The following is a 24,991-nucleotide window of genomic DNA, read 5'->3' on the forward strand; positions in this document are numbered from 1 at the left end:
TCTCTCTTAGACGCGAAAAGAGCCGGCGGCTTTCACCGGGCTCTTTTTCAGCATGTTTATTACGCGTTTCGGATGTCAGCGATGGCTTTTTTCCGATCCGGCTGATTATATACGGCAGACCCGGCAACAAGCAGATTGGCGCCCGCTTCAGCGCATAAAGGGGCTGTTTCTTTATTAACGCCTCCGTCCACCTCGATTAAAAGCTCAGACAGGCCTTTCTCCTCAGCCAGCTGTTTGACCTGACGGATTTTCGGCAGAACCGAATGAATGAAGCGCTGGCCGCCAAAACCGGGGTTAACCGTCATTAACAGCACAAGGTCAAGTTCCTCGATCACATGTTCAATCATTTGGACGGGCGTATGCGGATTGAGCACAACTCCCGCTTTTACCCCCTGCTCTTTTATCAATTGAATGGTCCGGTGAAGATGCGGACACGCTTCAGCATGAACGGAAAGGATGTCCGCGCCGGCTTTTGCGAATGCCGGTATGTAGCGGTCCGGGTTTTCAATCATAAGATGGACATCCAGCGGCAGATCAGTCACCGGACGGACGGCTTCAACGATAAGCGGCCCGATTGTAATGTTAGGGACGAAATGGCCATCCATGACATCAATATGGATATAGTCCGCCCCTCCTTTTTCCACGTCTTTAATTTCCTCGCCCAGTGAAGCAAAATCGGCGGAAAGAATTGATGGCGCAACCTTAATCATATTAATACCTCGGCTTTCTCTCTTTTATTTCCTGCATAAATTCTTTGTAATGCTCATAGCGGTACGGCTGAATCTCTCCTTCTTCCACCGCTTGCTTTACCGCGCATTTCGGCTCCTTAAGATGCAGACAGCCTCTGAATTTGCAAGAGGCGCTTATTTCTCTGATCTCAGGGAACGTGCTGCCCAGCTCATCTTCCTCAATGCCGGTAAATTCAAGCGAACTGAACCCCGGAGTATCCGCCACCAGACCGCCTGATGTATGAATGAGCTCCACATGGCGCGTCGTATGTTTTCCGCGTCCCAAATGCGCGGAAATCTCGTTTGTTTTCAGCTCAAGCTCCGGGCTGATCGCATTTAAAAGCGAAGATTTTCCGACTCCGGACTGACCGGCAAACACCGTCGTTTTGTTCTCGAAGTGTTTCACAATGCCTGTTAAACCGCTGTTTTCTTTTGATGACGTCACATATACGTCATAACCGATCCCCTGATAGTCTTTCACGTAAGAAAGTATCGCCTCTTTCGATTCCCCGTCTGCAGCTAAATCCATTTTGGTTATGCAGATGATCGGGTGAATGCCGTTGGCTTCCACAAGGACGAGAAAACGGTCCAATAAAGACGTGCTGAACGCAGGCTGAACGGCGGAAAAGACGAGAACGGCCTGATCGACATTTGAAATCGGCGGCCTGATCAGCTCGTTTGTTCGTTCTTTGATTTCCAGCAGGTAGCCTTCTTTATCATTTTCAGCCTGATAAACGGCATAATCGCCGACCAGGGGCGTTATTTTATTTTTTCTGAAAATGCCCCGGCCCCTGCATTGAATGATCTTGTCCTGTGATTCATCCAAGACATAATAGAATCCGCTTAACGCTTTTATAATTTTGCCCTCAGGCATAGGGTCCCTCCTTGTCAGTCATTATCTTTCGGGTATTCAATCGTTTTGTAGCTGACGACTTTATGATCGACCATCACTTGGTAATACCCCTTCTGTCCCTGATCAATCTTCAGTTCAATTGTTTTTTCAGTCGGCTCTTTTATTTTAAATGAGTCATACGTATCAGAGATGCTGTGGTCCTTATCATCGATGGCGATTTGCACTTCAAGCTCGTCCCCTTCATGTTCGGGTTCGTAAGGAATGCTGATTTTTTCTTTTACCGTTTTCGCCGGTTTTTCTTCAGGTCCGAGCGAGAACGTCACTTCAACATTACTTCCCGGCTTAACCGCAGTGCCGGCTGACGGCTCTTGCTTCATGACTTGTCCTTTTGGTACGTCATCTGAATGGGCTTGTTTTTCAACAAGCTGCAGGCCGTTATCTTCAAGATACCCTGAAGCCGCTTCTTTGCTGTAAGTCTTTAAGTCCCTCAGCGTAACGTCCGCCGGGCCGAGGCTGACCGTTAGATTGACTTCATCGTCGCTTGCGACCATGTCGGTGCCGGCTGACGGGTCCTGATCAATTACGGTGCCGGCCTCGCTGTCATCGTTCTCTTCTTTGACATTGACATGTTTGAAGCCTTTTTCCTTCAGCGCTTTTTTTGCGTCGCCGATCTGCCGTCCTTTCACGTCGATCAGCTGGGTTTTCGGTTTTCCGATGCTTTTGTACAGTTTTACAGAAGAGCCTTCTTTAACGGTAGACCCCGCTTTTGGGTCCGTTTTGACCATTAATTCCTCTTCTATTTTTTCATCTTCAATGTCCGTTATATCAGGATCCGCCCGGAGCCCGTTCTTTTCAAGCAGGGCTTCCGCTTTTTCGTACTTCATGCCCCGTACGTCGGGGACGCTTACATCTTTAGGCATAAATAAAGACGGGAACACGGTGACCGCAAGAACAGCCGCCATAATGAAAATGAAACAAACGGACAGCAAAACCCACGGCCATTTCCGTTTTTTCTTTTTGGCGGGCTGCTGTTCCTTATCGTCCGTCTCCCCCGGCGTTTCCGCCTGAGGCGCGGCTTTTGCGCCGTCAGTAATAACGGGAATGGCTTTTGTCATTTCCTCATCATCCTGAACGGAAAATTTTTGTTCATTCAGCCTGCCGGCGTCAAAAGCCGTTCTGATGTCCGCTTCCATGTCCTCGGCGCTTTCATAGCGGTGAAACGGGTCTTTGGCGGTTGCCTTTAAAATAATGTTTTCGACGCTCTGCGGAATGGAAGGGTTCCACTTTCTGGCGGAAGGCGTTTCTGTTTGCAGATGCTTTAGCGCTATGCTGACGGCTGATTCTCCGTCAAAAGGAATTTTACCTGTTAAAAGCTCAAACAGCACGATGCCGAGCGCGTAAATATCTGATTTTTTCGTTGCAAGACCGCCTCTCGCCTGCTCCGGAGACAAATAATGAACCGAGCCCAGCACAGAATTCGTATGTGTGATTGTCGTAGACGTAAGCGCTGTGGCGATGCCGAAATCCGTCACCTTGATATGCCCTAAATGGTCTATCAATATATTGTGCGGTTTAATATCCCGATGCACGATATGGTTTTGATGGGCATGGGCGATGGCCGAGACGATCTGCTCCATAACGGACAGCGCTTCTTTCGGATGAAGCGGTCCGTGTGCGGTTATGTATTCCTTTAATGTCATGCCTTCCACATATTCCATGACAATGTAATAAATATCGCCTTCCTCCCCGATATCGTAAATACTCACGATATTCGGATGATCGAGGCTTGATGCCGACTGTGCTTCTCTTCTGAAACGCCTGATAAAATCATTGTCATTCACAAAGTCAAACCGCAGAATTTTAATTGCGACTTCACGTTCGAGAATGATGTCCTCAGCTAAAAAAACGTTTGCCATTCCGCCGCCGCCAATGGGCCGGAGGATATGATAACGCCCGCTGATCCGCTTGCCGGTTAGCACTTGTCTTCACCCTCTTTTGCATCTGCGGAAAACTCAATCAACACAGCCGTGATGTTATCTTCGCCGCCGTTTTGATTCGCTTTGCTGATGAGAAGGTCTACTTTTTCCTGAGGATCAGATTCGGCTTGAAGCATTTGTTTGATCTCGTGATCTTCTATTTTATTTGACAGTCCGTCAGAGCATAAAAGCAGCTGATCGCCGTCAGACAGTTCAAAAGAACGGGCGTCGGGACTGATGGTTTCATCTGTCCCCAGCGCTCTCGTCAATACATTTTTCCGCGGATGGTGCTCGGCGTCCTCTTTCGAAATTTCCCCCGTCTTGACCAGCTCATTCACAAGCGAATGGTCCTCAGTCAGCTGAGTGAATTCCCCCTCTTGAAGCAGGTAGCACCGGCTGTCACCGATATGAGCCACAGTGACAAACTTCCCGGTGAATAAGGCGCAAACAACGGTGGTGCCCATTCCCCGGCATTCTTCATTCGCTTTAGCGTGGTCATGTACTTTGACATTCGCCTCATGAATCCGGTCTTTCAGCCAATCCTCGCAAGCAGACGGCAGAGAAGGAACCGTTTCGGTCCGGTTCCACTGCTCTTCCATCGCCGCAACCGCCATCCTGCTCGCTACATCTCCGGCAAGATGACCGCCCATGCCGTCGGCGACAACCGCAAGCACCGCGTCTTCTTTTGTGAAAATGCCCGCCGCATCTTCATTATGCCGGCGGACTTTACCTGTATCTGTTTTCAAGGCTGTAATCAACCTCTTCACCTCGTCTCGTCTTGACGCTCCTTCGCGCGAAGCTGACCGCAGGCCGCGTCAATGTCATGGCCTTGCTCTCTTCTGATCGTGACATTTACACCGCGGGATTTTAACGTTTTTTCGAATGCGAAAATCTGATCTCTCGGTGTGCGGACGTAATCCCGTTCAGGCACATAGTTTACCGGAATTAAATTGACATGGCATTTCACGTCTTTTAACAGTTCTGCAAGCTCTTCTGCATGTTCGACCTGATCATTTACGCCGCCGAACAGCCCGTATTCAAAGCTGATCCGTCTGCCTGTTTTCTCGATGTAATATTTGACGGCCTCCATAAGGTCAGGAAGCTTATAGGCTTTGTTAATCGGCATCAGACGGCTTCTGATTTCCGTATTCGGAGCATGCAGAGAAATCGCGAAATTGATCTGCATTTTTTGATCGGCGAAATCGTAAATCTTCGGAATGATTCCGCTGGTGGAAACTGTGATATGACGCGCTCCGATGTTCAGTCCTTTATCGTGGTTAATGATTTTCAAGAAAGCGAGCATTTCATTGAAATTATCAAACGGCTCTCCGATTCCCATGATCACGACTGAGCTGACGCGTTCATCCGTTTCATCAAGCGCCTTTTGCACTTTCACGACTTGAGCGACGATTTCTCCCGCTTCAAGATTCCGTTTCAGTCCGCCGAGCGTTGACGCGCAAAATGTGCAGCCGATCCGGCAGCCGACCTGTGTCGTTACACATACAGAATTACCATACTCGTGTCTCATTAAAACCGTTTCGATCGTATAACCGTCATGAAGCTCAAATAAAAATTTCATCGTGCCGTCTTGAGATGTCTGTTTTACAGCCGTTTTCAGCGTTGTCAGCACAAAATGGCTCTCGAGTTTTTCACGCAGGCTTTTTGAGAGGTTTGTCATTTCATCAAATGAAGAAACCCGCTTTTCATAGAGCCATTCAAAAATCTGTGCCGCGCGGAACGGCTTTTCGCCATTCTCAGTCAGCCATTGTTTGATTTCATCTAATTCAAAAGAGTAAATGGACGGCTGCTCAGTCCGCAGCTCTTTCCGTACGCTTGTCTTTTTTAATTGTGTCATTTTTTATCCCTTCTTTCTCATGCTGCTAATAAAGAAACCGTCTGTTCCGAAATAATGCGGAAGAATTTGAAGGCTTCCATCCTGAACAAAGGGTCTCGCCTTTTCAGGCAGCCGCTTTTCAAGAGACAAATCGGGTTCAAACTCAGGGTGTTCTTGTATAAACGCATGCATAACTTCTTCATTTTCTGTCCGGTCCATTGTACACGTACTGTATACGAGTGTGCCACCTTTTTTTACTAATGGGGCGATTTCCCTTAAAATGCCGAGCTGGATTTCTGACAGCCGTCTGCTGTCCTCCGGCGTCTTCGTATATTTCATATCGGGTTTTCTTCTGATGACGCCGAAACCTGAGCAAGGGGCATCAACGAGAATACGGTCAAACCGTTCTGCGCCAAAGGCCTCTCCCGCTTTTCGCGCATCCATCGTTTGTGCGTCGATGATCGTAAGTCCGAGCCGTTCTGCGCCCTCTTTAATCAGCTTCACTTTATGGCGGTGAAGATCAAGCGATGTGAGGCTCCCCTCGTTCTCCATCAGTTCCGCAATGTGAGCCGACTTTCCGCCCGGTGCGGCGCATGCGTCTAAAACGGTTTCGCCCGGCTTCGGGTCCAGCGCCCGCGCGACAAGCATTGAGCTTTCATCCTGTATGGATACCCGGCCGTTTTGGAAAAATGCCGTGTTCGCGATGCTTCCTTTTAAAAGCTTAATCGCATCAGGAGAAAGGTCTCCGGCTTCCGCTTCCAGACCGGCATTCTCCATCTCATTCAGCACCGTTTCCCTGTCGCTCTTTATGTGATTGACACGGAGCGTCTGCTTCGGCGGAATGAGATGAATCCGGCAGATCTTTTCAGCCGCCTCAAAGCCGTACGCCTCGACCCACTCTTTTACGAGCCATTCGGGATGGCTTGTCTCTGTAGAAAGACGGAGAACCGGGTCTTCAATTTCAGCGAATGACGGCGCCCCCTCACGCTGCAGGGAGCGGAGGATGCCGTTGACAAAGGACGCAATGCCCTTATGCCCGCGTTTTTTGGCGATTTCAACCGCTTCATGGATGGCGGCGCGATCCGGAATTTTTTCTAAATACTCCATTTGATACGCGGACAGACGAAGCAGCTGAATCACCCACGGCTTCACCTTATTCGGCTTGCGGATAAAAGGCTTCAGCATAAAGTCTAAGGCGATTTTATTTTGCAGCGTTCCGTAGACAAGCTCTGTCAGCAGCCCTCTGTCCTGATCGCTGAGCGTGTTCGTTTTGATAACCGATGTAAGAAGCAGGTTGCTGTATGCCTGATTTTGCTCAAGCTTCTCAAGCGCTTCGAGGGCGAGCTCCCGGACATTAATTTTCTTCATTTGCTTCTCCTAACACGTCACCGGGCTGCACATTTTTGCCTCTTACAAAATCTTCGCCCTTCATCCGTTTTTTTCCCGCCGGCTGCAGCTCAGTGATTAAAAGGGCTGTGCTGTTTCCTGATGCGACGACAATGCCGTTTTGCTCCGTGCGGATGACTGTTCCGGGCGCAGCTTCAGTTTTTGCCGCAACTTTTTCAGAAGCCCATACTTTAATAGTTTGACCGTTCAAAGTTGTATAGGCGACAGGCCAAGGGTTTAAACCTCTGATCTGGTTGTAAATCTCTTCTCCGGGCTTTGCCCAATCAATCCGCTCCTGCTCACGCTTAATGTTAGGCGCGTAAGTCGCTTTTGATTCGTCCTGTTTGATCGGTTTAATATTCCCGGAAATGACGTTCGGAACGGTCTCTGACAAAAGCTTTGCCCCCGCTATGCTTAATTTGTCGTGAAGCGTGCCGACGTTATCCGTTTCATCAATTTCCACTTCGATTTTAGAAATCATATCGCCCGCATCAAGCTTTTCAACCATATACATGATCGTCACGCCCGTTTTCTTCTTGCCTTGGAGAATCGAATAATGTATCGGCGCTCCGCCTCTTAATTCAGGCAATAGTGACGCGTGTACGTTGATACAGCCGTATTTCGGGCCGTCCAGCAGCTGCTTGGGGAGGATCTGTCCGAATGCCGCCGTAACAATCAGGTCCGGCTTCAGGCTGAGCACTTTTTCTATTTCTTCTTCGAGCCTTACTTTTTCGGGCTGAAGCACGGGAATGCCGTGACGTTCAGCTTCAGCCTTTACAGGAGGGGGCGTCATGATTTTTTTTCTGCCTTTCGGGCGGTCAGGCTGCGTAACGACACCAACCACTTCATATCCGTCTTCAATAAGCGTGCGCAGGACGGGAACTGAAAAGTCGGGCGTTCCCATAAAAACGATCCTTGTCATCCAATCATCCTTCCATTTCTGCCAGTTCTTCTTCAGTGTAGTAAGCCGTAATTTTTGATGTGAATAAAATGCCGTCTAAATGATCCATTTCATGCTGAACGGCTCTGGCCAAAAAACCCTCCGCTTCTAAAATAAACGGTTTTCCTTTACGGTCATAGGCTTTTACCTTTACGTAATCCGGGCGGGTGACATCGCCGTAAACCCCGGGAAAGCTTAAGCAGCCCTCGACTCCGGTCTGTTCACCGCTCTTTTCAAGAATAACCGGATTTACAAGGTCGATCCGGCCGCTTTCTTCACCGATGTCCACGACGGCCGCTCTTTTTAAAATGCCGATTTGCGGCGCGGCGAGGCCGACGCCATCCATTTCGAGCATCGTATCGTACATATCATCAAGCAGTTTTTTTAATTTTTTATCAAACACTGTCACTTCTTCGGCAGGTGTTTCCAGAACCTCCGCCGGGTGTGTGACGATTTTTTTCACAGCCAAAATTTTGCCCTCCAAAAACTAATGTTACATCAGCATGTACGGATTCATATCGATTGAAATCATTACATGCTTTTGCGCAATGTCGCGTTTATAGTGCTCCAGTATCTTTTTCAACTGAATCTGCAACTCGTTTTCCTGTCTGTATTTTATCACGCATTGATAGCGATATCTATCTTTGATCCTGGCGATCGGGGAAGCCGCCGGCCCGAGAATTTTCGTATCAGGCCCGCATCCCGCTCTTAAATAGTTTGTAATCTTTTCTGCGGTGACCGCGGCTTTTGCCGCTTCTTCATGAGAAACGGTCACCAGCGCCACGTAATAATAAGGCGGGTATGACTGGGCCCGTCTGTGCGCCATTTCCTGCTGAAAAAAAGTTTCATAGTCGTGCGTTTTCGTCAGCTGAATGCTGTAATGAGACGGTGTATACGTTTGAATGACCACCGTTCCCGGCTTTTCATGCCGCCCGGCCCGTCCGCTTACCTGCGTCAGCAGCTGGAATGTCTTCTCCGCAGCCCTGAAATCAGGGATGTGAAGCGTCGTATCTGCGCTTAATACTCCGACGAGCGTCACGTTCGGAAAATCAAGCCCTTTTGCGATCATTTGCGTACCGAGCAGGATATCCGCCTTCCCTTCACCGAACGCTGACAACAGTTTTTCATGGGCGCCTTTTCTTGAAGTGGTGTCCACATCCATCCTGATCACGCGCGCCTGAGGCAGCACTTTGGTAAGCTCCTCCTCCACACGCTGCGTGCCTGTGCCGAAAAAGCGGATATGTTCGCTGCCGCATTCCGGGCATGTTCCCGGGACAGGTTCCTCATGGCCGCAGTAATGGCATTTCAGCCTTTGTCCGTAGCGGTGATAAGTCATTGAAATGTCGCAATGCGGACATTGCGGCACATAACCGCAGTCCCGGCACATCACAAACGAGGAATACCCCCGTTTATTCAGGAAAAGGACAGCCTGCTCTTTTTTTGCAAGCTTCTCTTCCAGCTGTTCCATCAGCTCTCTTGAAAACATTGATCTGTTGCCGTTTCTCAGTTCTTCTCTCATATCAACGAGAGAAACGTCAGGCATGAGCTGGCGATTTACGCGATGTTTTAACGGTAGCAGCTCATAAACGCCTTTTTTCGCCCGCGCAAATGATTCCAATGTCGGCGTGGCGCTCCCGAGGACGACCGGACAGCTGTGATGCTCGGCCCGGCGGATGGCTACGTCCTTTGCATGATACCGCGGCATTTCCTCCTGCTTATAGGAAGATTCGTGCTCTTCATCAATAATGATCATGCCGAGATTTTCAAACGGGGCAAAGATGGCCGATCTGGCTCCGACAACAAGCCGGACTTCCTTGCGCTGAATCTTCCGCCATTCATCGTATTTTTCACCTGTGGATAATCCGCTGTGCATGACCGCAACCTGTGAGCCGAAGCGGCCTTTAAAACGGTTGACCATTTGCGGTGTCAACGAGATTTCCGGAACGAGCACGATGGCTTCTTGTCCTTTTGCCAGCACTTTTTCAATGGATTGCAGGTAAATTTCCGTTTTGCCGCTTCCAGTGACGCCGTGAAGCAGAAAGACGTGATGGACATGGTCGGCTACGGCTTGTTTAATCGGCTCAAAAGCAGCCCGCTGCTCTTCTGTAAGAGAGAGCGGCTCTGTTTTTTTGAACATTCTGTCCTGATAGGGATCGCGGTAAACCTCCTCAAAGCTTTCCGTAAGAAGCCCCTTTTTAAGAAGCGTTTTCAGCGTCGCGGAACTGGAATCGGTCTTTTTGCAAAGCTCGGCCGCGGAAATCTTTGCTCCCCCGCCGATAAAATAAGTAAGCACGGCGAGCTGTTTAGAAGCCTGCTTTGTCAATGAATCTGCGTGCCGGGCGAGTTCTTCTTTGTCTGCCCCCGCTTCGATCATGCGGATCATTTTTTTATTCGTTTTTTGGGCGACTTTATATGTGACATCAATGCTTCCTTTGCGCACGAATGTTTGAAGTGACGAAAGAATGCTTTCATCGGTAATATCCGAGTAGAGAAGACTTTTTTGATTCCTGAAAAGCTGTTTAATGTCCGGTGTCAGCGCTTCTTCGTCAACGACTTTCAGCTCTTTCTCGTACTTCGCCTTCAGTGCGGCGGGCAGCATTGCCTGAAGCGCCGTGATTTTAAACGACAGCGTTTTGTCAGAAAGCCATGAAGACAGCTGCATCAGTTCCTCAGTCAGAACGGGCGTCAAATCAAGAAGCTTCTCGACTTCCTTCATTGAGCCGCCGTTTAATTCAGACGAATCTTTCAAACCGGTCACAAATCCTTGAAGCTTGCGCGGGCCAAACGGGACAATCACCCGCATGCCGACTTCGATCATCCCTTTTAAATGATCGGGAATTTTGTAATCAAAGGGTCTGTCAATGTTTTTGGAGCTGACATCGACAATGACTTCTGCTACATTCATACCGGTTTTCGGTCCTCGGCTTTCAAAGCGGTCATTTCCTTCAGCATTTCAAAGGAAACATCAAGTTTAGACATAAGCGCAAGCTCCCGTTTTCTTCCGTCCCGGAAATAGAAGGTGACGACATTCGTATCCGTGCCAAATCCGGCCCCTTCCGCTTTCACATTATTCGCAACGATCATATCAAGGTTTTTCTGTTCGAGTTTTCTGCGCGCATAGCGTTCGACGTCTTGCGTTTCAGCCGCAAATCCGACCAGCAGCTGGTGTGTTTTCCGTTCGCCGAGTTCTTTCAGTATGTCTGCCGTACGGTTGAATTCGATCACGAGCGAACCGTCTTTCTTCTTCATTTTGTGATCAGAAACAGCCGCCGGCGTAAAATCGGCCACGGCCGCCGTCTTAATCACCATGTCGCATGAATCAAACACAGAAAGCACGGCTTCTTTCATATCAGCTGCCGATTGCACAGGAAGAAACTGATACAGCCCGACTGGCGGCTCTATTGACACCGGACCTGAAATCAGCGTCACCCGCGCTCCGAGACGGACGGCGGCTTCAGCAGCGGCGTAGCCCATTTTGCCGGTGGATTTATTTGTGAAGAAGCGGACAGGGTCCACGGCTTCGCGCGTCGGACCGGCCGTAATGACAATATGTTTTCCTTTCAGCGGCGCATCGTCTTCAGGCTCCTTAAAATGCTCTCTGACACGCTCAACAATAAGCTCCGGCTCCTCCAGCCTTCCTTTGCCGACATATCCGCATGCCAAATAGCCTTCACTCGGCTCGATAAAGCGGACCCCGTCCTGATAAAGCACAGAGATATTCCGTTTCACCGCCGGATGATCATACATATGGACATTCATCGCAGGCGCCACCCAGACCGGGGCCTCAGCCGCCAGCACCGTCGTTGTGAGCATATCGTCAGCAATTCCGTTGGCAAGCTTGCCGATGATATTTGCCGTAGCGGGCGCGACAATAATTAAATCCGCCCAGTCAGCGGCATCAATATGAGAAATCACCTTCGGATTTTGTTCATTAAATGTATCTGTATACACTTCATTCCGGCTCAGCGCCTGAAATGTCAGCGGAGAAACAAACTCACGCGCGGACTCAGTCATAATCACTTTGACGTTTGCGCCGGCCTGAACCAGCTTGCTCGTGAGTGCGGAAGCTTTATAAACGGCAATTCCTCCGCTTACGCATAGCAGAATGTTTCGGTTTTTCATGAAGTCTTCTCCCCTTTATGAAAGCATTGGACAAATCCCAAACGGAAAAAAATAACAACCTATGTAGAGATAGGTTGCTACGTGTGCTTGTTATTCGCTGTCTTCTCTTTCAAACGAAAGCAGGCCCGCGTCAATTTCTTCTAAAGCTTTGCCTACATATTTGTGAGAAATGGTATGTTCAATCTGCTGGTCTTTTTTGATCTGCATTTCACGCGCGCGTCTTGCAGACACGGTCACCAGCGTATATTTAGAATCTAATTTATTCATTAAAGAGTCAATTGACGGATCTAACATAAGTTATTCTACCTCCAGCATTTTCTTATATCTCGGAGCGACGCGTTCACGTTTTAAGTGCTCGGCGAGAACGATTGCGTTAATCTTATCACAAGCCGTTTGGATATCGTCGTTTTCAACGACATAATCATACGCGTCCATCATTTCGATTTCAGCTTTTGCGGCATTCATTCTGTTTTCGATTAAATCGTCGGTTTCAGTCCCTCTTGTCACGATTCTGTTTTTCAGCTCAGAAAGACTCGGCGGCGCTAAGAAGATAAACAGGCCTTCCGGAAATGCATTACGCACTTGGAGCGCGCCCTGCACTTCAATCTCTAAGAAGACGTCTTTTCCTTCTTGAAGCGTCTGTTCGACATAATCAACGGGCGTTCCGTAATAGTTGCCGACATATTCCGCCCACTCAAGCAGTTTGTTGTTTTCAATCATGCGTTCGAATTCATCTCTTGATTTAAAGAAATAATCGACGCCGTCGACCTCGCCCTCTCTCGGGTTTCTCGTCGTGACTGAAATTGAGTATTCAAATTTCGTGTCCTGTTGTGAAAATATTGCTTGCCGAACCGTTCCTTTTCCAACTCCGGAGGGACCTGAGAGAACGATTAATAACCCTCTTTCTTTCATGCGGCAATTACCCCTGCCCTTCATCCATAATTTCTTCTTTCACAGAAAGTCTGTGTGCAACTGTCTCAGGCTGGACGGCAGATAAGATAATGTGATCACTATCCATGACGACAACTGCACGGGTTCTTCGTCCGTATGTAGCGTCTATTAGCATTCCGCGGTCTCTTGCATCCTGGATCATTCGCTTTATTGGCGCAGACTCCGGGCTGACAATCGAAATCATCCGATTGGCGGAGATGATATTGCCAAATCCGATATTAATCAGTTTAATCGTCATCTTCTACGTTCCCCCTGTAAAATAGACGTCTCTAGTGTAACCTGAAGAGACCGTCTGTAAACAATACGCACAGTCGCTATTCTATATTTTGCACTTGTTCCTTCAATTTTTCAATAGAACTTTTCATTTCAACGACAAGCTTTGTGATTTGATGATCATTGGCTTTTGAGCCGATCGTGTTCGCTTCCCGGTTAAGCTCCTGAACAAGGAAATCAAGTTTGCGGCCGACTGCCCCGCCTTCTTTTAATATATCACGGAATTGAACAAAATGGCTCTTCAATCTGGTAATTTCTTCCGTAATATCAGAACGGTCGGCGAAAATGGCGCATTCCGTGATCAGCCTGCTTTCGTCGAGTGCGTCCTCCGTCCATTCCTTCATTCGGGCGTAAAGACGCTCGCGGTATTGAATAACAACGGCCGAAGCGCGCTCTTTCACCTGTTCGGACAGCGTCTCAAGCCGCTCAATGTGCAGAAAGCAGTCTTCCGCCAAAAGCCGTCCTTCTTTTTCCCTCATGTCACAAAGTTCCTTTACAGCCAGCTCAGCGGCTTCCCTGATGACTTCTTCAAGCTTGTCATCACGCATCTGTTCTTCGTGTATCTGCGCAATATGTTCAAATTTAAAGAAATCCATTGCATCGGGTTCTGCCGCCAGGCTGTAGCGCTCTTTCATGACGCGTGCGGCGCTCACATATTCATCAAGGAGCTCCCAATCGATGTTCAGGCTTCTTTTTATGAGCGCGTCACTGTTTACAGTGAGAAACAGCTCTACTCTTCCGCGCTGTATATGCTGCAATATCGTTTGTTTCAGCTTATCCTCTACATATAGCAAAGGCCGTGGCAGGCGGGCGTTCACTTCTTTGAACCGGTAATTGACGGATTTCAATTCAACGGTTGCCGAGAGATCGCCTTTTGTGCTGCTTGCGCTGCCGAAGCCTGTCATACTCCGTATCATATGAAACACCCAATTCTTTCCCGTTATCAAAATAAAAGGGCAATAGACATGCTATTACCCCTAAGATTATATCATATGGAATTATTTTTTTCTTGTCAAAAGTGAACCCGCCAGCAAAAAAGTAGGTATGCCCGACATACCGATAATCAGCATCCAATCGCCCGGCGTAATCGGCACTGTTTTGAAAATCGGCTGCAGCGGCGGATAATAGATGACGATGACCATCAGGAAGATAGAAGAAATGATGGCGCCGAGCAGATAGATATTTTCAAACGGATTCCGGGAGAAAACAGACGTTTCGCTCCGGCAGTCAAACACGTGTATAAGCTGAGCCAGGACAAGAGTCGCGAATGCAACGGTCTGTGCGTAGGGCAGATTTTCAGGATTGCGGTGATAGACGATGATAAACGCTAAAATGGTTGCGGCTCCGATTAAAAACCCTCTTGATACGACTTTCCAGCCCAGTTTTCGCGCAAACACTCCTTCTTTCGGATGCCGCGGCTTCCGCCTCATCAGATCTCCTTCCGGCTGATCCATACCGAGGGCCATCGCCGGCAGCCCGTCAGTGACTAAGTTCACCCACAATATCTGAATCGGAACGAGCGGCAGCGGCAGAGCGAGAAGCATCGCAAACAGCATCACTAAAATTTCACCGACGTTGGAGGCGAGCAAATATCGGACGAATTTTCTTATATTTTCATAGATATTCCGTCCCTCTTTTATGGCTGATTTAATCGTAGCAAAGTTATCATCCACCAGAATGAGAGAAGAGGCTTCCTTTGCCACATCCGTTCCCGTCACGCCCATGGCAACACCGATATCTGCCTGCTTTATGGCCGGCGCGTCATTAACCCCGTCTCCCGTCATGGCGACGACGTGTCCGTTTTCCTGAAACGCTTTGACGATTTTCAATTTATGTTCAGGTGACACGCGTGCGAAGACGTAGACATCATCGACCGTTTCGATAAGTTCTTTCTCCGTAAGCTCATTCAGCGTCTTGCCGTCCATCACACGCCCCTTTTTCGGAAGAAGACGCAAATCTTTTGCAATGGCCTTTGCCGTTTCGACGTGATCTCCTGTGATCATAACCGTTTTAATGCCGGCCTCACGGCATTCTTTAATGGCCTGTCTGACCTCCGGACGGGGCGGATCAATCATGCCTGACAAGCCGAGCATCGTCAGATTTTTTTCCGCCTGCTCCATTGTCGGCTTTTCTCCGGGCTTAAGCGGTTTATAAGCAATCGCGATCGTACGCAAAGCTTGCGACGCCAGCTCTTTCAGAACCGCTTCCGTTTCTGCTTTCTTTTCTCCTGAAAAAGGCGTACTTCTTGCGCCGTGCATCAGATGTGACGAGCGGTCAATCAGCACATCGGGCGCTCCTTTAGTGATGACGAACTGCTTTTTTTCCTTATCCTCTATAATGACGGTCATCATTTTGCGGACGGAGTCAAACGGAAACTCGGCAACCACGCGGTATTGCCCGCTGAGCCAATCGTTTGAATAGCCGCCCTTTCTTGCAGCCGTCAGCAGCGCTCCTTCTGTCGGATCACCGTCGAGTACATAACGGCCGTCTTTCAGTGAGATTTCAGATGTGTTGCACAACGCGCCGAAAACCAGCATCTGTTCAAGAATCTTCTCATCTTTCGGCTTGATTTCCCGCTCATCGCGAGTGAAAACGCCCTCCGGCACATAGCCGATGCCCGACACTTTATAAATTTTGCCGCCTGACCACATATGGGTGACGGTCATTTTGTTTTGTGTCAGCGTGCCGGTTTTATCAGAACAAATGACAGAGGCGCAGCCCAATGTTTCAACCGCCGGGAGCTTTCTGACAATTGATTTTTGTTTGATCATGCGCTGGACGCCGATTGATAATGCCACCGTAACAATGGCGGGAAGCCCTTCCGGAATCGCGGCGACGGCCAATGACACCCCGGCCAAAAACATGCTGTAAAGATCATGTCCCTGTAAGACGCCGACTGCAACGACCAATACCGTTAAAAGGAGCGCGACGATAATTAAAATTTTGCCGAGCTCTTCAAGTCTTCGCTGTAGCGGTGTTGAAAGGCTGCCGGCGGATTCCAGCATATCGGCGATTTTCCCCATTGCCGTATTCATTCCTGTACCGACAACGACGCCGACACCGCTGCCGCGCGTTACGATCGTACCCATAAACGCCATATTGCTGATGTCGCCTAACGAAACATCCGGCTTTCTCAATTTATCGGCTTGTTTAACCACCGGAATTGATTCCCCGGTCAGCGCCGATTCCTCAATTTCAAGGCTTTTCGCTTCAACGATCCGCACATCCGCGCCAATCCGGTCGCCGCTTGAAAATTTCATGATATCGCCGGGAACGAGCTCCTTGGACTGAATTTTCTTCCAGCTCCCGTCCCGCAACGCTGACACATACGGCGTTGACAGCTCTTTTAATGCATGTAAAGACTTTTCCGCCCGCCGCTCTTGAAAAAAACCGAGAACCCCATTGACAAATACAATCGCCATAATCGCTACGGCATCTACATATTCGCCTAAAAACCCGGATATTAAGGTTGCCGCCAGCAGCACGAGCACCATAAAATCTTTAAATTGGGCGAAAAACACGGCGATCGCCGGTGTCCTCTTGCCCTCCTGAAGCTCGTTCGGCCCGTGCTTTTCAAGGCGTTTTTTCACCTCTTTTTCGGTCAACCCCTGTTTAATGGACGTATTTGTTGCTTTCAGCAAATCGGTTTGTCCCATTTCATGAAACTTCATTCTTCTCGTCCACTCCCCTGCCTCGCTTTAGAGATGTCACTCTGTAAACAAGCTTATTCTGACTCGTCCCTTTTCATGCTATAATTATCGAATGCAGGAAGAAGGAAAGGGTGTTTTATATGTCTTTTGATGGCATGTTTACATACGGAATGACACATGAATTAAACAGCCGGATTGCCGGAGGCCGGATCACGAGAGTCCATCAGCCTTTTAAGCACGATGTGATATTCCATATCCGCGCTAACGGAAAAAACCATAAATTATTATTATCGGCGCATCCGAGCTATTCACGGGTGCACATGACGAATCAGGCCTATGAAAATCCGAGCGAGCCGCCGATGTTTTGTACGCTGCTCAGAAAGCATATAGAAGGCGGATTTATTGAGAAAATAGAACAGGCCGGATTAGACCGGATTATGATATTCCGCATAAAAAGCAGAAATGAAATCGGCGACGAAACCGTAAGAACGCTGTATGTTGAAATTATGGGACGGCACAGCAATATTATCCTGACTGACGGAGAAGGAGCCATCATCGACGGGCTGAAACATTTATCTCCGTCGATGAACAGCTACCGGACCGTTCTGCCGGGCTATGATTACAAGCTTCCTCCCGCTCAGGAAAAAATTTCGCCGCTCGCCGCGGACGAAGAAGACGTTTTGCGTTATCTCAGTTTTCAGGAAGGACGGCTTGACCAGCAGATCGTCAGACATTTCTCCGGTGTTTCTCCGCTGTTTGCAAAAGAAGCCGTTCACAGAGCGGGTCTCGCTAACAAAATAACGCTGCCGAAGACGCTGATTGAAATGTTCCATGCCGTGAAAGATTGCAGGTTTACACCAAACATTACAACAGCCGGCGGAAAGGAATACTTTTATCTCCTGTCTCTCACACATGTAAACGGAGAGGAGCGCACCTTTCACTCACTGAGTGAGCTGTTGGACCGGTTTTATTTCGGCAAAGCGGAACGCGACCGCGTCAAACAGCAGGCTCAGGATCTCGAGCGGTTTGTCGCAAATGAACGGAAAAAGAACGCCAATAAGATAAAAAAGCTGGAAAAGACGCTCGACTACTCAGAGAATGCGAAGGAATTCCAGCTATACGGCGAACTGCTGACGGCGAATTTGTATATGCTGAAAAAAGGTGACAAAGAAGCGGAAGTCATCAATTATTATGATGAAGAAAGTAAGACGGTGACCATCCCTTTAAATCCGAACAAAACACCGTCAGAAAACGCGCAGATGTATTTTACAAAGTATCAAAAGGCGAAGAATTCCGTCGAGGTGGTAAAAGAACAGATCCGTCTGGCCGAGGAGGAAATCGCTTATTTCGATCAGCTGATCCAGCAGCTCTCCTCCGCCTCCACAAAGGATATTCACGAAATAAGGGAAGAGCTTGTGGAAGGCAAATATCTGCGACCGAAACAGCAGCGAGGACAGAAAAAGCAGAAGCAGCACGTTCCTGTTTTGGAGCAATATGAATCTTCACGGGGATTGACGATTCTTGTCGGCAAAAACAATAAACAAAATGAATACTTAACGACAAAAGCTGCCGCAAGGGATGATTTATGGTTCCACACGAAAGACATTCCGGGTTCCCACGTTGTGATTAAAAGCAGCGATCCGGATGAACAATCCATACTGGAGGCGGCTGCGATCGCCGCTTATTTTTCCAAGGCGAAAGATTCCGGCTCCGTTCCCGTTGATTATACAAAAATCAGACACGTGAAAAAGCCAAACGGCGCAAAGCCCGGATTTGTCACCTATGACAGCCAGCATACCGTATTTGTCACACCTGATGCCGACCTTGTCATACGGCTGAAAAAATAAACGCACCTCCAAGCTGAAACCCGCACTCAGCTTGGAGGTGTTTTTTATTACTTATAAACGGTGACGAAACTCTCCCAGCCGTCAGAACCGATCTTTACAGTATCTGATCAGTTTCCCGTCATGTCTGCCTGATCCGCCGGGGCCGTCTCTGATTAAAACGGTCACACCTGATTTGGCGGCGGATACTGTCACCTTCCCTCGCCGAACCTGAGCACATCCGGGCGGGTCTCTGACCTTTCCTTTGTATGCGGGCGGAATCCAGGCGGCATCGGGACCAGATACATATTCCGCGTCACTTCGCAATCCTGACCGCTTGTCGGCATATAACATTCAAACTGCCCGCTTTCGTTTTGAATTGTTCACATTCGGGGACTGTCAGGACAGTATAAAAAATACCCTGCCTGATGACAGACAAGGTGTTTTTTATGATCTTCTTCTTTTCTCAAATAAACGATCCACTTCTTCAGCCAAATCAGCAGTAATGAGAGGCTCTATGTCCTCAGCCAGTCTTTTCGTATGTGCCGGGCTTGCGCCGCTTGTTGATACGGATACTTGAATGCGACCTTTGCGGATGATCTTCGGCATATACACGCTGCCCTGTTCAGCCTCGCTTACACAATTGACCAGCTGTGTTTCAGAAGCGGTCGCGGCTATCTCCTGATTCACGCTGCGGTCATTTGTCGCGGCAATGATGAAAAAAGCGGGCGCGAGATCCTTCATTTCAATTTTACGGGAAACCCAGCGAATACGTCCTTCATCCGCCAGCTGTTTAATTTCAGGCAGGGCATCGGGACTGATTACAGTAATATCCGCGCCTTCCGGAAGCACCGTTTTGAGCCTTCTTAAGGCAACATTGCCTCCGCCCGCGATGATAATTCTTTTTCCGCTTAGATTAATGTGCAGAGGCAGCATACTGTCCCCCCTTAAAATCAAACTGGCCGCCGGGGTTTCGAACAGCTTCTGACACACGGTTCAAAAACGCCTGCTTAATATGCGGGTGAAAACCTAAGTATGAAGCGAGATGAACATTTTGATTGATCGTTTGAAGCTTTTGAACTTCCCGTTCAATCTCAGTCATTAAAAGCCCGGTAAACAGAAGATATGGAACGATAAAAACGGGTGCTCCGTCATCCTCTTCAAGGCCGGCAAACACTTCTTTATAGTGCGGGTCACATGCTGTTAAAAAACAAGGGATGACTTCTTTAACAGGTGTAATCGCCTCAAGTTTTCCGGCAATCTTACTGACTGCGTTTTTAACTGCCGGATCTGTGCTTCCTCTTCCGATCAGCACCACTTTCGCCTGCTCAATGGGCACTCCGGTATCTTCAATGCGATGATGCACCGCTTTTACGACTTCATCGTCCACTCCGATCGGAACACCATATGTCACTTTTATATCGGGATGCAGGGCCGCCGCACGGGCGATTTCAGCCGGAATGTCATGTTTTGCGTGGGCAGCGGTCAACAGCAGCAAAGGCACGGCCGCAATATGAGTGGCGCCTTGTCTGACACATGCTTCAAATCCCGCTTCAATAGACGGTTCCTGCAGTTCTAAAAAACAAATTTCCTGAATGGGAGCGTCAGCGTGCGGCATGCACCCTTTTAAAAACGCCGCCGACTCTGTCTGCGCTTTTTTCAGCCTGCTTCCGTGCCCGATGTATAAAATCGCCTGCTTCATTTACAACGCCTCGCTCAAATCCAGATTTTTCTGTTCAGATGCATACCAGTCCAGTTTGCAGTGATAATTGACGACATCACCGATAACAATTAAGCTCGGGTTTTTGATTTCTTCTTTTATCACTGTGTCTGAAAGCGTGCCGACGGTGCAGACGACTGTTTTTTGCCTGTCCGTCGTTCCCCAATGAATAAAGGCTGCCGGGGTGCCGGCGTCTCTTCCGTTTTCCAGCAGCATTCTTTCTATCTGCCGGATATTTTTAATTCCCATATAAATCACCAGCGTATCAATGCCCGTCGCCAGCGCTTTCCATTTTTCTTCAAAGTCGTCTTCTTGTTTATAATGCCCCGTAACGAATGCGACATTGGAGCTCGCCTCTCTGTGCGTCACGGGAATGCCGGCATAAGCAGCAGCCGCGATTCCTGATGTAATGCCGGGAACGATCTCAAACGGAATGGCGTTTTGCGCGAGAGCCTCCGCTTCTTCGCCTCCGCGGCCGAAAACAAACGGGTCGCCCCCCTTGAGCCTTACAACGGTTTTTCCTTTTTTCGCATACTTCACAAGGAAACGGTTGATCGTATCCTGTTTCATAATGTGAAAATCCGGGAGCTTGCCGCAGTAAATCAGATCCGCTTCTTCTCCGGCATACTGTAAAATCTCTTTGCTTACCAATCTGTCATATAATATAACATCCGCTTTCTGTATGGCTTTCATTGCCTTGACCGTTAATAAGTCCGGATCTCCCGGACCGGCTCCAACGATAAATACTTTCCCCATAGCATGTCTCCCCGATCCGTTTTGAAATCTTCCCAGAACAGCCGCGAGGCCGCACTTCAGCTATTTTACCATATCCCGCCATTAGGGGGGATATCCGGCTGATTGCGCGGCCTTTTTGGACCTATTATGCTAAGCTGTTTTTCACAAAGTCAACCAGTCTTCCCGTGCATTCTTCGCGTTCACATTTGCCTGAATCAAGTACGAGCTCAGGCGCTTTCGGCTCTTCATACGGTGAGTCGATCCCCGTAAAGAACGGAATTTCACCATTTCTTGCTTTTTTATATAAACCTTTCGGATCGCGTTTTTCACATATATCGAGGTCGCATTTCACATAGATTTCATTAAATTCGCCCTCTGCCACAAGCTCTCTCACCTGATCTCTGTCCTCACGGAACGGAGAAATAAAAGCCGTGATGACGATGGTTCCCTGCTGAACGAAAAGCTTCGCCACTTCCCCGATTCGGCGTATATTTTCCTTGCGGTCATCATCGGAAAAACCTAAGTCCTTGTTTAAGCCGTGGCGGATGTTATCACCATCAAGCACGATGACTTGATAGCCTTGTTCAAACAGCTCGCGCGCTGCGGCGTTTGCAATCGTGGATTTCCCTGAACCGCTTAAGCCCGTCAGCCAGAGGATAGAGCTTTTATGCTTGTTTTTCTGCTGGTATTCTTCTTTCGTTATTGAGGCTTCATGCCACACGATATCACGATTTGTCACTCTATTTTCCTCCTTAAGAAACGCCTGCTTCTTCTTTCGTTTTCAGCCCTTTAATCAACACCTCGACAACTTCAGGACGGCTGAATTCCGCCGGCGGCATGACGCCGCTTCGCAGCATTTCTCTAACCTTTGTTCCTGACAGAATGACGTGGTCTTCTCTGTCATGCGGGCATGTTTTGGCCGTTCCCATGTTGCCGCATTTCCGGCAGAAGAAGCTGTGCTCGAATTTCATCGGTGTAATCCCGAGTTCATCCGCTGTAAATTGATCAAACAGCTCTTGCGCTTCATATGTGCCGTAGTAATCACCGACGCCGGCATGATCGCGGCCGACGATAAAATGCGTGCAGCCGTAGTTTTTGCGGACAAGCGCGTGGAAAATGGCTTCTCTCGGCCCCGCATACCGCATTGCCGCCAAAAATACGCCGAGGAAAACACGGTCTTTCGGATAATAATGATCGAGCAGCACCTGGTAGCTTTCCATTCTGACATCCGCCGGAATGTCATCTGATTTTGTTTCACCGACGAGCGGGTTCAAAAACAGGCCGTCAACCGTCTCAAGCGCGGTTTTTTGGATATATTCGTGGGCGCGGTGAACCGGATTTCTCGTTTGGAAACCGACGATGGTTTTCCAGCCCTTTTCTTCGAAGCTTCGTCTTGTATCGGCAGGTTCAAATGTAAACTCGGGAAACTGCTTTGACGCTTTTTTAACTAATGTGATCGGCCCGCCGATATACGTATCGCCGCGTGAAAATAATTTTTTCACGCCCGGATGCGCGGCATCATCGGTTTTATATACGTGAACAGCTTCTTTTTGTTTATCCGGCGTATAAATATCTTCGATGTCGACGACGCCATATGTTTCTCCGCCGTAAGTCAGTTTCACCGTGTCGCCGACGGCAAGCTCAGCCGCTTTTTCTGAATCGACCGGAAGCGTGATCGGCAGGGACCAGACAACCCCGGATGCCAGACGCATATTTTCAACGACTGACACGTAATCTTTTTCTGTGAAAAATCCTTCAATCGGGCTGTACCCCCCGATGCCGATCAGCTCTAAATCAGCGAACGAAATCAAATCAAGCTCAATTTCTTTTTGGACGGATGTAAGATCATACTGCTCATTCACCCGGTTAATTAATGTTCCTCCGTGCGGTGCTAAACTCATAATACATGATTCCTCCCAGTTAACAGATAAATAAACTCAGATTAATAGTTAAATGCCCCCGCCTTGTTCATGGACAGAGCGTTTCTCTTTTCGGATGGCTTTCATCAGACTGGCGGCTCCGCCAGCTGCCAAAAGCACGCTGGCCATCATAAAGATGGAATAGTAATCTCCTTTTAACAGCAGGGAGACAAGCAGATACGAAATCGATAGTGACAAAAACGGCGAAACGACCCATACTTTGAGCATCGTTTTCACGACTTCTTTATGAAAAACGTTCGGCCCGTTTTTGGCCATTCCGATACCGATAATTGATGATGATGTGACTTGCGCCAATGGGACCGGCAGACCGAAGACGGAACTGATAATGACAAGCCCCGCGCCGGTTCCTGAAAGCAGTATGCCTTCTCCGGCTGAAAATCTCGTAATCTTTTTCCCGTTGGTTTCAAGCACTTTACGTCCTAAAAGCAGAGCGCCGAGAGCGACAAAGATGCCTCCGTACAGCGTTCCTTTGGACACGCTGAGCACGCCCGCAGCAACCAGAGGGCCCACTGCATTTGCGACATTATTCATTCCGGCTGAAAAAGCTTCCCAAAACCCCGCAATCAGCAGCACAATCCCTAAAATCTTCTGTTTCCGATTCGAAATGACTCGAATATTCAGAGAACTGAATACCTTCGAGACGAGAAACGTGAAACAGAACGCGACAAACGGTACAAGCACCCAAAAACTCACGATGACCAAAAGATGCTGTAAAAACAATACTTTGTACGCGACGCCGACACCGACAATCGCCCCGACAGTGACCTCACTCGTCGACAGCGGAATGCCGAGCACATTCGCCGTGAATAACGATAGCGCCGCCGATCCGATAATAATGCAGACAATGGTGAGCGTAATGGTTTGTTCGGGAATGATTCCGCCGCTGATCGTCTTAACAACTTCACCGCCGCCGATAACCGCCCCTGACAGGACTCCGGCCGCGCAGATGATCAGCGCATACGTTTTCTTTTTAACGGCGCCGGACCCGTAAGCGACTCCCATTGAAGCCGCGGCTCCGCTGGCTCCGATATTCATGGCAAAAAACAGGCAGAATAAAATAGCGGCTAATTCCATCGTGCAGCTCCTTTATTCATGCAGTCCGCATTCTGTTTTCGCCATGCCGTTCCATCTGCCGCTCCGCAAATCTTCCGCGGTAAATGCAGGTGAAGTGCACGGTTCACAGCCGATGCTCGGATACCCCTGATCGTGGAGGATATTGTAATCCAGCTCATGCTTGGAAGTATATCTCCAGATGTCTTTCCATGTCCAATGGATCAGCGGGCATACTTTAATCGATTGAAACTTGTCGTCTTTATTCAGGAAATTCGTATTCGCCCGGCTCGGCCCTTGATCCCGGCGAAGACCGGACAGCCATGCCGGATGCCCCGCGAGCGCTTCTCTTAACGGCAGAATTTTTCTGATGTAGCAGCACTGGTTCGGTTCTCTTTCCCACAGTTTATCTCCGTGAGCCTCGGCCTGTTCCTCAAGAGTAAGGCTTGGCTTTTTCAGGATAATGTTCAGCCCCGGGTAACGTTCTTTCACTTTTTCAATCGTTTCATATGTTTCTTTAAAGTGAAGACCCGTATCAAGAAACACGATTTCCGCGTCTTTCTTTACTTTAGAAATTAAATCGATCAGGACGATGCCTTCAATCCCGAAGCTGCACGCGTAAACAAGCTGGTCTCCGTAGTGGCCGTATGCCCATTTTAAAACGGACAGCGCGCCTTTATAGGAATCGTCTTCCGGAAATGTAATCGCCGGCTCTTCCCATGTGTCATACGTTAGCATTTTTTCTTTCCTCCTCCCGGAGACAATCAAACAGCTGTTGTTTTCTGCCGGTTGTCTTATCCCTCAATCTTTTTTTCATATAAAAAACTTTCAATCCAGCGGAATGAAAGACAGTGACCCGGTATAGCCCTTATCTTCAAAATGCTGTGCATTTTTCTGGATGCGGCACCTTGCAATTCACGCAGGTTGCCGGGCGTCATCGGTCCAGTCCCTCAGCCGCTCTTGATAAGCTTTTTAGATTTGTACTAAATTTTAGCACAATTCTAACAGAA

Annotated in this window: 24 protein-coding genes and 1 riboswitch; of the genes, 1 reads left to right on the forward strand and 23 read right to left on the reverse strand. The window is 48.6% G+C overall.

The features are described from left to right. Positions 1 to 59 precede the first annotated feature (59 nt). The 15 genes from rpe to CXL14_RS15365 form a co-directional block, all read right to left on the reverse strand. Positions 60 to 710: a ribulose-phosphate 3-epimerase gene (rpe, locus tag CXL14_RS15295; protein ID WP_014417749.1), complete on the reverse strand. Its 651-nt coding sequence runs from the start codon at positions 708 to 710 to the stop codon at positions 60 to 62. Between the two features lies 1 nt (position 711). After that, a complete protein-coding gene (rsgA, locus tag CXL14_RS15300; RefSeq protein ID WP_014417748.1) occupies positions 712 to 1,602 on the reverse strand; it encodes a ribosome small subunit-dependent GTPase A in 891 nt (296 codons plus the stop codon). A gap of 14 nt (positions 1,603 to 1,616) precedes the next feature. Then, on the reverse strand, positions 1,617 to 3,560 hold the full coding sequence (gene pknB, locus CXL14_RS15305) for a Stk1 family PASTA domain-containing Ser/Thr kinase (RefSeq protein WP_014417747.1): 1,944 nt from the start codon (positions 3,558 to 3,560) through the stop codon (positions 1,617 to 1,619). Beyond that, positions 3,554 to 4,315, reverse strand: coding sequence for a Stp1/IreP family PP2C-type Ser/Thr phosphatase (locus CXL14_RS15310; protein ID WP_007409750.1), 762 nt, complete (start codon positions 4,313 to 4,315; stop codon positions 3,554 to 3,556). Before CXL14_RS15310 ends, pknB begins: the two co-directional genes overlap by 7 nt. 5 nt (positions 4,316 to 4,320) lie before the next feature. Continuing rightward, positions 4,321 to 5,412 (reverse strand): dual-specificity RNA methyltransferase RlmN, encoded by a 1,092-nt coding sequence (gene rlmN, locus CXL14_RS15315; RefSeq protein WP_014417746.1) that lies wholly within the window; start codon positions 5,410 to 5,412, stop codon positions 4,321 to 4,323. Positions 5,413 to 5,415: 3 nt separating this feature from the next. Beyond that, entirely contained in the window at positions 5,416 to 6,759 is a 1,344-nt protein-coding gene (gene rsmB / locus CXL14_RS15320; protein ID WP_014417745.1) for a 16S rRNA (cytosine(967)-C(5))-methyltransferase RsmB, read from the reverse strand. Beyond that, on the reverse strand, positions 6,746 to 7,699 hold the full coding sequence (fmt, locus tag CXL14_RS15325; protein ID WP_014417744.1) for a methionyl-tRNA formyltransferase: 954 nt from the start codon (positions 7,697 to 7,699) through the stop codon (positions 6,746 to 6,748). The genes rsmB and fmt overlap by 14 nt, the downstream gene beginning before the upstream one ends. Positions 7,700 to 7,703: 4 nt before the next feature. After that, complete coding sequence (gene def / locus CXL14_RS15330; protein WP_014417743.1) at positions 7,704 to 8,186, reverse strand: peptide deformylase; 483 nt, start codon at positions 8,184 to 8,186, stop codon at positions 7,704 to 7,706. Positions 8,187 to 8,210: 24 nt separating this feature from the next. Next, positions 8,211 to 10,622 carry a primosomal protein N' gene (gene priA, locus CXL14_RS15335; RefSeq protein ID WP_014417742.1) on the reverse strand — a complete coding sequence of 804 codons (2,412 nt, stop codon included), beginning with the start codon at positions 10,620 to 10,622 and terminating at the stop codon, positions 8,211 to 8,213. Then, entirely contained in the window at positions 10,619 to 11,839 is a 1,221-nt protein-coding gene (gene coaBC, locus CXL14_RS15340) for a bifunctional phosphopantothenoylcysteine decarboxylase/phosphopantothenate--cysteine ligase CoaBC (RefSeq protein ID WP_014417741.1), read from the reverse strand. The genes priA and coaBC overlap by 4 nt, the downstream gene beginning before the upstream one ends. A 90-nt stretch (positions 11,840 to 11,929) precedes the next feature. Next, positions 11,930 to 12,133, reverse strand: a complete 204-nt coding sequence (gene rpoZ, locus CXL14_RS15345) for a DNA-directed RNA polymerase subunit omega (protein WP_003154346.1) — start codon at positions 12,131 to 12,133, stop codon at positions 11,930 to 11,932. Positions 12,134 to 12,136: 3 nt separating this feature from the next. Further along, a complete protein-coding gene (gmk, locus tag CXL14_RS15350) occupies positions 12,137 to 12,751 on the reverse strand; it encodes a guanylate kinase (protein WP_003154347.1) in 615 nt (204 codons plus the stop codon). Positions 12,752 to 12,758: 7 nt separating this feature from the next. Further along, positions 12,759 to 13,028 carry an extracellular matrix/biofilm regulator RemA gene (gene remA, locus CXL14_RS15355; RefSeq protein WP_003154355.1) on the reverse strand — a complete coding sequence of 90 codons (270 nt, stop codon included), beginning with the start codon at positions 13,026 to 13,028 and terminating at the stop codon, positions 12,759 to 12,761. Between the two features lie 76 nt (positions 13,029 to 13,104). Next, a complete protein-coding gene (locus tag CXL14_RS15360) occupies positions 13,105 to 13,980 on the reverse strand; it encodes a YicC/YloC family endoribonuclease (protein WP_014417740.1) in 876 nt (291 codons plus the stop codon). Positions 13,981 to 14,061: 81 nt separating this feature from the next. Next, positions 14,062 to 16,734 carry a calcium-translocating P-type ATPase, SERCA-type gene (locus CXL14_RS15365; protein ID WP_014417739.1) on the reverse strand — a complete coding sequence of 891 codons (2,673 nt, stop codon included), beginning with the start codon at positions 16,732 to 16,734 and terminating at the stop codon, positions 14,062 to 14,064. Between the two features lie 119 nt (positions 16,735 to 16,853). Here CXL14_RS15365 and CXL14_RS15370 point away from each other — a divergent pair, with 119 nt between their 5' ends. Continuing rightward, positions 16,854 to 18,560 carry an Rqc2 family fibronectin-binding protein gene (locus CXL14_RS15370; protein WP_014417738.1) on the forward strand — a complete coding sequence of 569 codons (1,707 nt, stop codon included), beginning with the start codon at positions 16,854 to 16,856 and terminating at the stop codon, positions 18,558 to 18,560. 81 nt (positions 18,561 to 18,641) lie between these two features. Here CXL14_RS15370 and CXL14_RS15375 read toward each other — a convergent pair whose 3' ends face one another. The 8 genes from CXL14_RS15375 to CXL14_RS15410 form a co-directional block, all read right to left on the reverse strand. Further along, positions 18,642 to 18,890, reverse strand: a complete 249-nt coding sequence (locus tag CXL14_RS15375) for a hypothetical protein (RefSeq protein WP_014417737.1) — start codon at positions 18,888 to 18,890, stop codon at positions 18,642 to 18,644. Between the two features lie 93 nt (positions 18,891 to 18,983). Next, positions 18,984 to 19,472 carry a precorrin-2 dehydrogenase/sirohydrochlorin ferrochelatase family protein gene (locus CXL14_RS15380; protein ID WP_014417736.1) on the reverse strand — a complete coding sequence of 163 codons (489 nt, stop codon included), beginning with the start codon at positions 19,470 to 19,472 and terminating at the stop codon, positions 18,984 to 18,986. Continuing rightward, positions 19,453 to 20,238 (reverse strand): sirohydrochlorin chelatase, encoded by a 786-nt coding sequence (locus tag CXL14_RS15385; protein WP_014417735.1) that lies wholly within the window; start codon positions 20,236 to 20,238, stop codon positions 19,453 to 19,455. The genes CXL14_RS15380 and CXL14_RS15385 overlap by 20 nt, the downstream gene beginning before the upstream one ends. After that, positions 20,239 to 21,012, reverse strand: coding sequence for a uroporphyrinogen-III C-methyltransferase (gene cobA / locus CXL14_RS15390; RefSeq protein WP_007409740.1), 774 nt, complete (start codon positions 21,010 to 21,012; stop codon positions 20,239 to 20,241). A gap of 124 nt (positions 21,013 to 21,136) precedes the next feature. After that, positions 21,137 to 21,730, reverse strand: a complete 594-nt coding sequence (cysC, locus tag CXL14_RS15395; RefSeq protein WP_007611313.1) for an adenylyl-sulfate kinase — start codon at positions 21,728 to 21,730, stop codon at positions 21,137 to 21,139. A gap of 13 nt (positions 21,731 to 21,743) precedes the next feature. Further along, positions 21,744 to 22,892, reverse strand: a complete 1,149-nt coding sequence (gene sat, locus CXL14_RS15400) for a sulfate adenylyltransferase (protein ID WP_014417734.1) — start codon at positions 22,890 to 22,892, stop codon at positions 21,744 to 21,746. Positions 22,893 to 22,940: 48 nt separating this feature from the next. Beyond that, positions 22,941 to 24,005, reverse strand: coding sequence for a sulfate permease (locus tag CXL14_RS15405; protein ID WP_012117522.1), 1,065 nt, complete (start codon positions 24,003 to 24,005; stop codon positions 22,941 to 22,943). A 12-nt stretch (positions 24,006 to 24,017) separates the two neighbouring features. Then, positions 24,018 to 24,719, reverse strand: coding sequence for a phosphoadenylyl-sulfate reductase (locus CXL14_RS15410; protein ID WP_003154369.1), 702 nt, complete (start codon positions 24,717 to 24,719; stop codon positions 24,018 to 24,020). Positions 24,720 to 24,846: 127 nt separating this feature from the next. Continuing rightward, positions 24,847 to 24,951, reverse strand: a riboswitch (SAM riboswitch). Between the last annotated feature and the right edge of the window lie 40 nt (positions 24,952 to 24,991).

It is taken from the genome of Bacillus sp. SJ-10 (genome assembly GCF_002843505.1).
Taxonomy (GTDB): domain Bacteria; phylum Bacillota; class Bacilli; order Bacillales; family Bacillaceae; genus Bacillus; species Bacillus velezensis.

Bases quoted from the DNA above. Each gene is read 5' to 3' on its own strand.
- CXL14_RS15365 (WP_014417739.1), bottom strand. From the start codon at position 16,734: ATGAAGTTTCATGAAATGGGACAAACCGATTTGCTGAAAGCAACAAAT.
- sat (WP_014417734.1), bottom strand. From the start codon at position 22,892: ATGAGTTTAGCACCGCACGGAGGAACATTAATTAACCGGGTGAATGAG.
- CXL14_RS15370 (WP_014417738.1), top strand. From the start codon at position 16,854: ATGTCTTTTGATGGCATGTTTACATACGGAATGACACATGAATTAAAC.
- remA (WP_003154355.1), bottom strand. From the start codon at position 13,028: ATGACGATTAAACTGATTAATATCGGATTTGGCAATATCATCTCCGCC.
- priA (WP_014417742.1), bottom strand. From the start codon at position 10,622: ATGAATGTAGCAGAAGTCATTGTCGATGTCAGCTCCAAAAACATTGAC.
- CXL14_RS15360 (WP_014417740.1), bottom strand. From the start codon at position 13,980: ATGATACGGAGTATGACAGGCTTCGGCAGCGCAAGCAGCACAAAAGGC.
- CXL14_RS15405 (WP_012117522.1), bottom strand. From the start codon at position 24,005: ATGGAATTAGCCGCTATTTTATTCTGCCTGTTTTTTGCCATGAATATC.
- rsgA (WP_014417748.1), bottom strand. From the start codon at position 1,602: ATGCCTGAGGGCAAAATTATAAAAGCGTTAAGCGGATTCTATTATGTC.
- CXL14_RS15375 (WP_014417737.1), bottom strand. From the start codon at position 18,890: ATGTTATATGCCGACAAGCGGTCAGGATTGCGAAGTGACGCGGAATAT.
- CXL14_RS15385 (WP_014417735.1), bottom strand. From the start codon at position 20,238: ATGAAGCAGGCGATTTTATACATCGGGCACGGAAGCAGGCTGAAAAAA.
- fmt (WP_014417744.1), bottom strand. From the start codon at position 7,699: ATGACAAGGATCGTTTTTATGGGAACGCCCGACTTTTCAGTTCCCGTC.
- CXL14_RS15410 (WP_003154369.1), bottom strand. From the start codon at position 24,719: ATGCTAACGTATGACACATGGGAAGAGCCGGCGATTACATTTCCGGAA.
- gmk (WP_003154347.1), bottom strand. From the start codon at position 12,751: ATGAAAGAAAGAGGGTTATTAATCGTTCTCTCAGGTCCCTCCGGAGTT.
- coaBC (WP_014417741.1), bottom strand. From the start codon at position 11,839: ATGAAAAACCGAAACATTCTGCTATGCGTAAGCGGAGGAATTGCCGTT.
- cobA (WP_007409740.1), bottom strand. From the start codon at position 21,012: ATGGGGAAAGTATTTATCGTTGGAGCCGGTCCGGGAGATCCGGACTTA.
- rlmN (WP_014417746.1), bottom strand. From the start codon at position 5,412: ATGACACAATTAAAAAAGACAAGCGTACGGAAAGAGCTGCGGACTGAG.
- rpe (WP_014417749.1), bottom strand. From the start codon at position 710: ATGATTAAGGTTGCGCCATCAATTCTTTCCGCCGATTTTGCTTCACTG.
- rpoZ (WP_003154346.1), bottom strand. From the start codon at position 12,133: ATGTTAGATCCGTCAATTGACTCTTTAATGAATAAATTAGATTCTAAA.
- CXL14_RS15380 (WP_014417736.1), bottom strand. From the start codon at position 19,472: ATGCTGCCTCTGCACATTAATCTAAGCGGAAAAAGAATTATCATCGCG.
- rsmB (WP_014417745.1), bottom strand. From the start codon at position 6,759: ATGAAGAAAATTAATGTCCGGGAGCTCGCCCTCGAAGCGCTTGAGAAG.